This is a genomic window from Geminicoccus flavidas, from assembly GCF_009806515.1.
GTDB classification, from domain to species: domain Bacteria; phylum Pseudomonadota; class Alphaproteobacteria; order Geminicoccales; family Geminicoccaceae; genus Geminicoccus; species Geminicoccus flavidus.
In genome coordinates this window covers 1-9,419 of the sequence record NZ_WUJP01000382.1, presented here as the reverse complement: position 1 = coordinate 9,419, position 9,419 = coordinate 1, and the positions used below count along the sequence as shown (strand labels likewise).

8 protein-coding genes and 1 pseudogene are annotated in these 9,419 nt (G+C 68.1%); 7 read left to right on the top strand and 2 right to left on the bottom strand.

Annotated elements, in window-relative coordinates; all coding sequences use genetic code 11:
* From EQG76_RS10815 to EQG76_RS10800, 4 genes are all read left to right on the top strand, one after another.
* Window positions 1-1,968: glycine cleavage T C-terminal barrel domain-containing protein (locus EQG76_RS10815; RefSeq protein ID WP_321573447.1), on the top strand; the 1,968-nt coding region annotated here is incomplete at its 5' end.
* Window positions 1,961-2,554 (top strand): sarcosine oxidase subunit gamma, encoded by a 594-nt coding sequence (locus EQG76_RS10810; protein ID WP_159713251.1) that lies wholly within the window; start codon window positions 1,961-1,963, stop codon window positions 2,552-2,554. The genes EQG76_RS10815 and EQG76_RS10810, both read left to right, overlap by 8 nt.
* Window positions 2,555-2,582: 28 nt before the next feature.
* Entirely contained in the window at window positions 2,583-5,033 is a 2,451-nt protein-coding gene (locus EQG76_RS10805) for a GcvT family protein (protein WP_159713249.1), read from the top strand.
* Window positions 5,034-5,100: 67 nt separating this feature from the next.
* Window positions 5,101-5,283 (top strand): hypothetical protein, encoded by a 183-nt coding sequence (locus tag EQG76_RS10800; protein ID WP_159713247.1) that lies wholly within the window; start codon window positions 5,101-5,103, stop codon window positions 5,281-5,283.
* Window positions 5,284-5,313: 30 nt separating this feature from the next.
* Here the strand turns inward: EQG76_RS10800 and EQG76_RS10795 are convergent, their stop codons facing one another.
* Together EQG76_RS10795 and EQG76_RS10790 are read right to left on the bottom strand one after the other, a co-directional pair.
* The gene (locus EQG76_RS10795; RefSeq protein WP_159713245.1) at window positions 5,314-6,186 is read right to left on the bottom strand and encodes a hypothetical protein; all 873 of its coding nucleotides are present in this window, start codon (window positions 6,184-6,186) and stop codon (window positions 5,314-5,316) included.
* Window positions 6,187-6,589: 403 nt separating this feature from the next.
* Window positions 6,590-7,489: an AraC family transcriptional regulator gene (locus EQG76_RS10790; protein ID WP_159713243.1), complete on the bottom strand. Its 900-nt coding sequence runs from the start codon at window positions 7,487-7,489 to the stop codon at window positions 6,590-6,592.
* 200 nt (window positions 7,490-7,689) lie between these two features.
* Here EQG76_RS10790 and EQG76_RS10785 point away from each other — a divergent pair, with 200 nt between their 5' ends.
* From EQG76_RS10785 to EQG76_RS10775, 3 genes and pseudogenes are all read left to right on the top strand, one after another.
* Window positions 7,690-8,172 carry a carboxymuconolactone decarboxylase family protein gene (locus EQG76_RS10785; protein ID WP_159713241.1) on the top strand — a complete coding sequence of 161 codons (483 nt, stop codon included), beginning with the start codon at window positions 7,690-7,692 and terminating at the stop codon, window positions 8,170-8,172.
* A 20-nt stretch (window positions 8,173-8,192) separates the two neighbouring features.
* Window positions 8,193-8,927, top strand: coding sequence for an SDR family oxidoreductase (locus EQG76_RS10780; RefSeq protein ID WP_159713253.1), 735 nt, complete (start codon window positions 8,193-8,195; stop codon window positions 8,925-8,927).
* Between the two features lie 81 nt (window positions 8,928-9,008).
* Window positions 9,009-9,419, top strand: a pseudogene (locus EQG76_RS10775) (adenylate/guanylate cyclase domain-containing protein); the annotation flags it as partial.

Sequence of the window (9,419 nt, the reverse complement as noted above, 5' to 3'; positions counted from 1 at the left end):
CAGGACGCGGGGGCGAAGGTCACGGTGGTCGACCAGCGCCACACGCCGATCGGCGAGCGGGTGGTGCAGGCGCAGACCGCCGGGATCACCATCCTGCGGGGCCAGGGGCCTGTCGGCAGCCAGGGCCGGTTGCGGGTTTCGCAGCTCCATGTCCAGGCACTGGACGAGGCCGGGCCGCCGATCATGGGCCGGGTCCAGGCCCTGTCCTGCGACGCCGTGCTGATGTGCGGCGGCTGGAACCCGACCGTGCACCTGTTCAGCCAGAGCCGCGGCAAGCTCCGTTGGGACGAGGGGCTGGCTGCCTTCGTGCCCGGGGAAGGTTTGCAGGAGGAGCGCTCGGCCGGTGCCTGCCGGGGCTCCTGGACGCTGGCCGAGGCCCTGGCCGAGGGTCTTGCCGCCGGCACCGAGGCGGCGGTGGCGGCGGGCTTCGAGGCCTATGCCACGCCGGCACCCTCCGTGCAGGAGCCGGTCTCCGGGCCGCACCAGCCGGTCTGGCTCCTGGAGGGCGACCGGACCGGGCAGCGCGCCTGGGTCGACTTCCAGAACGACGTGACGGCCAAGGACCTGAAGCTCGCCAACCGCGAGGGCTTCCGCTCGATCGAGCACGTCAAGCGCTACACCACCAATGGCATGGCAACCGACCAGGGCAAAACCAGCAACGTCACTGGCCTGGCGATCGTGGCCGAGAACCTGTCCCGTCCGATCCCGGAGATCGGCACCACCACCTTCCGCCCGCCCTATACGCCCACGACCTTCGGCGCCTTCGCCGGGCCCAGCAAGGGCGACCTGTTCGACCCGGTCCGGCGCACGCCGATGCATGGCTGGGCCGAGCGGCACGGCGCCGTGTTCGAGGACGTAGGCCTGTGGAAGCGGGCCTGGTACTTCCCCAAGACTGGCGAGGACATGCACGCGGCGGTGGATCGCGAGTGCCGGGCGGTGCGTGGTGCCGTCGGCATGTTCGACGCCACCACGCTCGGCAAGATAGACATCCAGGGCCGAGACAGCGCGGAGTTTCTGAACCGCGTCTACACCAATGCCTGGTCAAAGCTCGGCATCGGCAAGTGCCGCTACGGCCTGATGCTGCGCGAGGACGGCATGGTGTTCGACGACGGTGTGACCACGCGGATCGGCGAGCATCATTTCCACATGACCACCACGACCGGCGGCGCTGCCGGGGTGCTGGCCTGGCTGGAGAGCTGGCTGCAGACCGAGTGGCCGGACCTCCAGGTCTATTTGACTTCGGTGACCGAGCAGTGGGCGGTGATCGCCCTGCAGGGGCCCAAGGCCCGTGACGTGCTCCAGGCGGTGCTGACCCGGGGCGACATCTCCAAGGAAGCCCTGCCGCATTTGTCGATGACCGAGGCGGAGGTCGCGGGCATCCCGGCCAGGATCTTTAGGATCAGCTTCACGGGCGAGCTTGGCTTCGAGGTGAACGTGCCGGCCTCCTATGGCGAGATCGTCACCGACGCGCTGTACCGTGCCGGCCAGCCGTTCGGCATCACCCCGTATGGCACGGAGGCGATGCACGTGCTGCGCGCCGAGAAAGGCTACATCATCGTCGGCCAGGAGACGGACGGCACCGTGACACCGCAGGACCTGGGCATGGACTGGGCCGTGTCGAAGCAGAAGGATTTTCTAGGCAAGCGCTCGCTGACCCGGCCCGACATGCTGCGCCCGGACCGCAAGCAGCTGGTGGGGCTCCTGCCGCCCGACCCGAAGCTGGTGCTGGGCGAGGGCGCGCAGATCGTGGAGAGCCGCACGCCGAACGTGCCGGCCAGGATGATTGGCCACGTCACCTCCAGCTATCATTCGGCCAGTCTCGGCCGCTCCTTCGCGTTGGCCCTGCTGGCGGGCGGGCGGGCGCGCCACGGCCAGCGCCTGTGGGTCAGCCACGGGGACGGCACCGCGGAGGTCGAGGTGACGGCGCCCGTGTTCATCGATCCCGAGGGAGCCCGGCTCCATGGCTGAGCGTATTGCGGGCACCACGCATCTCGACCTGAAGAACCGGCCGTCCACCAAGGGCGCGCCGCTCCGCATGCTGGAGCGCCCGTTCAAGGCCAAGGTCGGCCTGCGCGGCGGGGGGGACGTGGCCCGGGCGGTCGAGCCGGTCCTGGGCTTCGCCCTGCCGCGCAAGGTGGGTGAGACCGGGTCGGGCTCGGGCGCCCATGCCTTCTGGATCGGCCCGGACGACTGGATCATCGTCTACGAGCCCGGCCGCGAGGCACAGATCGCCCAGGCACTGCGGGAAGCTTGCCGGGGACTGCACCACGCGGTGATCGACCTGTCCGAGCGGATGACCACGATCTGCCTGGAAGGCCAGCGCCTGCGCGACGTGCTGGCGGCCGGCTGCCCGCTCGACCTGCACCCCCGCGCGTTCCGGCCCGGCATGGTGCTGCAGAGCCATCTGGGCAAGGCCAACGTCATCCTGCACTACGTCGCGGGCAATGCCGACCGGCCGTTCGTCGACCTCTACACCAATCGGTCCTTCGCGGACTATGTATGGAAGTATCTGGAAAACGCTGCGCGCGAGTTCGGCTACGAGATCGTCGTGTGACCGGGCCGGGCAAGGGAGCGAGTTGAGGATGCAGACCCAGGCGAGGCTCGTCATCGTCGGCGCCGGCATCGTCGGCTGTGCCACGGCCTACCATCTGGCGAAGATGGGCTATACGGACGTGCTGGTGGTCGACCAGGGCGACCTGCCGCACACCGGCGGCTCCACTAGCCATGCGCCGGGCGGGGTGTTCCAGACCAACCCGTCGCGGATGATGGCGACGTTCGCCAGGTACACGGTAGACCTGCTGAACTCACTCGAGCTGGACGGCCAGCCCTGCTTTCTCAAGGTCGGCGGCCTGGAAGTGTCGACCAGCGAGGAGCGCGACACCTATATCCGGTGGCGTCACGGCATCGCGCGCTCCTGGGGCATCCCCGCAGAGATCATCGGCCCCGAGCAGTGCCGCGAGCTCTCGCCGCTGATGGACACGGGCAAGGTGCGCCTGGGCTTCTGGACGCCCACGGACGGCATCGCCAAGCCGCTGCGCGCCACCGAGGCGATGATCCGCTACGCAAAGGGCCGCGGCATCGCGTTCCAGGGCCGGACCGAGGTCCTGGACGTGCTAACCGAAGGGGGCCGGGTGGTCGGGCTCGAGACCAGCCAGGGCCGGATCACCTGCGAGCAGGTCCTGGTCTGCTGCGGCATCTGGGGGCCGCGGATCGGCCGCATGGTCGGTGTGCCGATCCCGCTCATGCCCTGCGAGCACCAGTATGCCTGGACCAACGACCTGCCGGAGCTGGCCGGCGTGACGGAGGAGGCGACCCACGTCCTGCTCCGCCACCAGGACAAGTCGATGTATTTCCGCCAGCACGGCAGCCAGTACGGCATCGGCAACTATCGTCACGCACCGCGGCTGGTGGAAGCGGACGACATCCGCGCCTTCGGCCAGACGCCGGTCATGCCGTCGATGAACCCGTTCACGCCCGAGGACTTTCAGGAGGCGGAAGAGGCCACCCGCGAGCTCCTGCCGGCGGTGATGAAGGCCGGTGTGCGCGACGCGTTCAACGGCATGTTCAGCTTCACGCCCGACGGCGGCCCGGTGCTGGGCGAGAGCCTACTGGTCAAGGGCTTCTGGGTCGCTGAGGCGGTCTGGATCACCCATGGCGGCGGGGTGGGCAAGACCATGGCGGAATGGATCGCCACGGGCGAGCCGGAATGGGATGTCCACGAGGGCGACATTAACCGCATCGCGCCCCACCAGCAGACCCCGAAGTTTGTGCGCCGGCGCGGCTGGCAGCAGTACAAGGAGGTCTACGACGTCGTTCACCCGCTGCAGCAGATGGAGGAGCCGCGGGGCCTGCGCCGTTCGCCCTTCTACCCGCAGCAGAAGCAGGCAGAGGCGGTGTTCTTCGACGCGGCCGGGTTCGAGCGGCCGCAATGGTACGAGAGCAACAAGAAGCTGCTGGAAGGCCGCAACTTCCCGGTCCGCGACGACTGGGGCAGCCGATACTGGTCGCCGATCCAGGGGGCAGAGCACACGCAGGTGCGCAAGACCGCCGGCCTGTTCGACCTGACCGCCTTCACCAAGATCCGGGTGAGCGGCAAGGGCGCCGCCGCCTTTTTGCAGAGGCTCGCCGCCAACGACATCGACAAGCCGGTCGGCAAGGTCACCTACACGGCGATGCTGAACGGCCGGGGCGGGATCATGTGCGACCTGACGGTCGCCCGCCTTGCGCTCGACGCGTTCCTGGTGCTGACCGGCGGCGGGGTCGGCATGCATGACCTGGGCTGGATCCGCGCCCATGCGCCGGCGGATGGCAGCGTCGCGATCGAGGACGTCACTTCCCAGTATTGTGCGGTAGGGCTGTGGGGACCCAAGGCGCGGGAGATCCTCCAGTCGCTGACCGAGGACGACGTCTCGCACCGGGGCCTGCCCTATTACGGCTGGAAGAAGGTGCTGGTCGGCTATGTCCCGACCATGGCGCTGCGCCTGTCCTATGTCGGCGAGCTGGGCTTCGAGATCTACGCCCCCACCGAGTTCGGCGGCGAGCTGTGGGAGCTGCTGATGCAGGCCGGCCAGCCGCACGGCCTGATCCCGGCCGGCGCCGGGGCGATGGATTCCATGCGGCTCGAAAAGGGCTACCGGCTCTGGGGTGCCGACATCCTGCCGGACACCAACCCGCTGGAAGCCGGCCTCGCCTGGGCGGTGCGCTTCAAGAAGGGCGACTTCATTGGCCGGGCGCGGCTGCTCGACCTGAAGATGCAGCCCATGCCGCGCCGGCTCTGCTGCCTGACGGTCGACGACCCGGAGGCGACCCTGCTCGGCAAGGAGCCGATCTATGCCGGTGGGCAGCTGGCGGGCTATGTCACCTCGGCGAACTATGGCTACTCGGTCGGCAAGTGGATCGCCTATGGCTACCTGCCGACCGGCAAAAGCGAGCCCGGCACGCGGCTGGAGATCGACTATCTGGGCCGGCGTTTTGCAGCGGTGGTCGCCAGCGAGCCGCTGTTCGATCGGGACGGTAGCCGGCTGAAATCATAGGATCGGCGGAACGATCCCGGGGGTTGCGGGCTTTAGCGGCCAGGCACCTACCATGGGATGAAAATCCGTGCGGAACTTCCACCTGCGCAAGCTGCTGATGGTGGCCCTGCTCACCGCGGCCGGCGCGCTCGCCGCCTGCACCGACGGCACCACCAGCACGAGCTCGAACGACGAGCTGGAGAACTGGGGTCCGCATGGCGGGCCGCAGGGGATGGGCGGGGCAGGGCCTGCCGCCCATCCGGGCGACTAGACCGGCTTCACGCGCACAGCCGCCTGGCGTTCAAAGCTTGCAGACCGGGGCATTCTTGCTGCGCAGGAACGCCTTGGTCTGCGCCCACCATGGCGCCTTGGGGTTCCAGGTGGCGCGCTTGACCGTCGTGCCCGGCACGTCGATCCTCGTGCCCCAGATGCAGAGGCTGTCGCCCAGGTGATAAGCTGTTTCCAGCTGCTCACGGAAGAAGTCGCCCGGGAGAAACTTGCGTCGCAGTGATGCCGGCGAAGTCCGCTCGTGGTACTGGGGCCAAAGCCAGGGCATCACCGGCTTGTTGTACTGGCGGGCCTCTGCGATGATCACCTTCGCGAACTTGGCCCAGTGGACTCGGTTCGGCTGGTAGGTGTGGAACATCGGCATGATCCAGTCGCACTTGGCTGCGAGCGGTGCCGCAATCCTGTTCTCGTGCTGCCGCTGTTTGAGGCGCGTGCCGCCGGCCACATAGTCGTGGTAGCGCGGCCGCGGCATGATGCCGTAGAGGGACAGCTTGGTGGAGGAGGGTACGCGCGCCCGCACGTACTCGATCAGCCGGATGTATTTCTCGCGCTGCGGGATGGAGGCCGGATTCCACAGCTCCACGTCCAGCGTTACCATGGGCAGCTTCTTCGCCTTGATCTCCGCGATGACCTTGTCGATCTTCTTGAAGTCGGCCTCGCCATTGGTGATCAGCGACGCCTCGTAATAGATCGGCATCCGGCGCAGGCCGCAGCTGGCCAGGCTGGCCGGGCCTTTCTGCCAGCGCATGCATTCCCAGAACACGAAGTTCTTCTTGAGAGGCGTGGCCGCAGCCTGGGCCACGCCGGCGTCCGGCAGGAGGCCGGTCAGCAGTTGCGAAGCCGGAAGTGCCGCCAGACCGGCCAGAAGATCGCGTCGATGCATCATGGTCCCCAGCAAGGATGAAGCATGCCGGCACCGGTCGAGGTGGGTCGGGCCTGATCGGGTGCGGTGCAGCTATGTGATGAAAGTCGTGTTCTTGTCGATGAACACGGTGTCATTACGGCAATCGGCGAATGCTTGGCAAGCTCTGGCGAGTATTATTGAAGATAATTGGAAACAACAACCAAATTATCTTACTGAAGCCAGTTGACCTGCACCCAGCTGAGATTTTATATTTCCCTGACAGCCGATTGTGCAGCTTGGAGCTGGAAACAACGTCCTGAAGTAGGCAGAACGACTTGCTCTTGCGCCATGCTGAGGTCGAATTGCAGCGCGGATTCGGAAACGGTCTGGAAGAAGGGACCGGCCGGCCAGCCGGAAGCGCGTCGTTTCCTTCTGGCCGCGTTGCTCAGGCCTCGAGGGCCAGGGTCGTGTCGCGCAGCCGGGTGATGTCGCGAGCGGGCGGCGCGCCGAACAGGCGGCGATACTCGCGGCTGAACTGGGAGGGGCTGTCATAGCCGACCTCGTGACCGACATCCGCGGCATCGCGCGCCTGGGCCAGAAGCAGCCGCCGCGCCTCCTGCAGCCGCAGCTGCTTTTGATACTGTAGCGGGCTCATGGCAGTGACCGCCTTGAAGTGCTGGTGGAGGGCGGAGGGGCTCATCCGCGCCTCGCGCGCCACCGCCTCGATGCTGAAGGGGGCGGTGAAGTTGCGCTTGATCCAGCTGATCGCCCGGTTGACCTGCTGCAGCCGGCTCTCCACCACCGCGATCTGCCGCAGCATTGCGGTCTGCTCGCCGCGTAGGAGCCGGTAGAGGATCTCCTGCTCGATCAGGGGAGCGAGGACCGAGATGTCCGCCGGCTGGTCCAGGAGGCGCAGGAGCCGCACCAATGCACCCAGCAGGTCAGCGTCCAGCATGCTCAGCAGCAGGCCCGGCCCCGGGTCGGGGGCAGGCGACGGGCCGGGCCCGAGCTCCAGCAGCAAGGCCGCGAGCATGGCCGGCTCCAGATGGAGCTGCAGGGCCAGATAGGGCCGGTCCGGCTCTGCCTGGATAACCTGGCCGACGATCGGCAGGTCGACCGACACCACCAGGAACTGGCCAGGCGCATAGCGCAGCACCCGCTCGCCCAGAATCACCTGTTTGGCGCCCTGCGCCACGACGCACAAGGATGGCTGATAGACCACGTGCACCGGCTCGGTCCGCTGCCGGCTGCGGATCAGCGCCAGCCGCGGGATAGTGCATGGATGGATGCCTTCGCCGGCCACATGCCGCCCGATCAGCCCTGCCAGCTCCTCATGCCCATCCATGTCCGGACCTCCCTGGCCTCAAGGCCGCGTGCGCAGCCGCCTCATGCGTCCTGTGCCGGCACCGGTCCAGCCCTTCTGGAGGATCGTGCAAGAATCCTGCAGCTCTCGTCTACCGGTACCGGCCCGACCTGCGCGAGATTCAGGCCTGCCGACGATGATCGTCCGATCGCGCCGGCCGTTGCCCTTCAACGGAGACCGTCATGCAGGGAATGAAAAGGACGCTCGCCATGGCCGCCACCGCCGCCAGCCTCGCCACCACGTCCAGCCCGACCGGCGCTGCCGAAACCGCGGATGCGCGGGCGCAGCGCGGCCAGGCGGTGGTGGACGCGCTTAGCGGCGGGGCGGGCCAGCCGGTCCTGGACGAGCTGCGCCGCGACTTCCCGCCGCTCGGCGAGGCGACCCTGAACTATGCGCTGGGCGAGATCGTCGGCCGCACGGTGCTGGACCCGCAGGCCCGCCAGCTCGCGACCGTGGCGATGCTGGCCGCCCAGGACCTCCAGCCGCAGCTGAGGATCCATGCCGGCTACGCCCTCAACCTCGGCGCGGCACCGGCCGAGCTCAACGAGATCGTCTACCTGACCACGGTCTATGCCGGCTTCCCGCGCGCGCTGAACGCCGCGGCGACGCTGCGCGCACTCTATGACGAGCGTGGCATCGCCCTGCCCGTGGAAGACGCCGAATGACCCGCCCTGAGGAGACCGCCATGTCCGCCATCGAGAACAAGGTCGTCCTGGTCACCGGCGCCAGCAGCGGCATCGGTGAGGCCACCGCGCAGGAGCTGTCCAGAGCCGGTGCCGTCGTGGTGGCCGGTGCCCGCCGCGTCGACCGGCTGGAGCAGTTGGCTGGCACGATCACCGCAGCCGGCGGTAACGTGCTGATCAAGGCGGTCGACGTTACCGATGCCGCGCAAGTGCAGGCCTTCGTCGCCACCGCCATCGAGCGGTTCGGCCGGGTCGACGTGCTGGTCAACAATGCCGGGATCATGCCGCTCTCGCCGATGGCGGCACTCAAGGTCGACGAGTGGAACCGGATGGTCGACGTCAACATCAAGGGCGTGCTGAACGGGATCGCTGCGGTGCTGCCGGTGATGCAGCGCCAGGGCAGCGGCCAGATCGTCAACGTCTCCTCGATCGGCGGCCATCAGGTCTATCCGACTGCGGCGGTCTACTGTGCCACCAAGTTCGCGGTCCGGGCGATCTCCGAGGGTCTGCGCCAGGAATCCTCGGACATCCGGGTCACCACCATCTCGCCAGGCGTGGTCCGCTCCGAGCTGGCCGACACGATCACCGACGAGACCGCCCGTGCCGGCATGGCCGAGTTTCGCGCCATCGCCCTGGAGCCCGAGGCAATTGCCCGGGCCATCCGGTTCGCGGTGGAGCAGCCGCCCGATGTCGACGTGAGCGAGATCATCGTCCGTCCGACCGCCAGCCCGTACTGAGCCGGCCTGGGTGCCGCTGACCCGTTGACTTTGACAGAATGTCCGGCCTGCTGCATGCCAGCCGATGTGGGGAACGGCGGCATGCGCGACGCGGACATCGAGCGGCTCTGCCAGTGGCTGACCGGTGCTGGCCTGGAGGGGATGGCCGAGCCCGCCCTGCTCCAGGAGCTGTGCGAGCGCTGCGCGGCATCCGGCCTGCGCCTGGCCGGCGTCATGGTCATCATCGACACGCTCCACCCGATCCACGAAGGCCGCGCCTTCATCTGGCGGCGCGACCGGGCGGAGGCGGTGGAGGTCGTCGAGTACGGGCGCACCGACCGCGGCGACGATGCCACCGAGCGGTGGCGGCGCAGTGCCTCGTTTCGGCTGGTCGTCGACGAGATCGCCGAGATCCGCAGCCGGCTCTCGGCCGGCGAGGGGCTGGATTTCGCCGAGGTGGAGACCCTGGCGGAACATGCCCCGACGGACTTCCTGGCCCTGCGCCATCGCTTC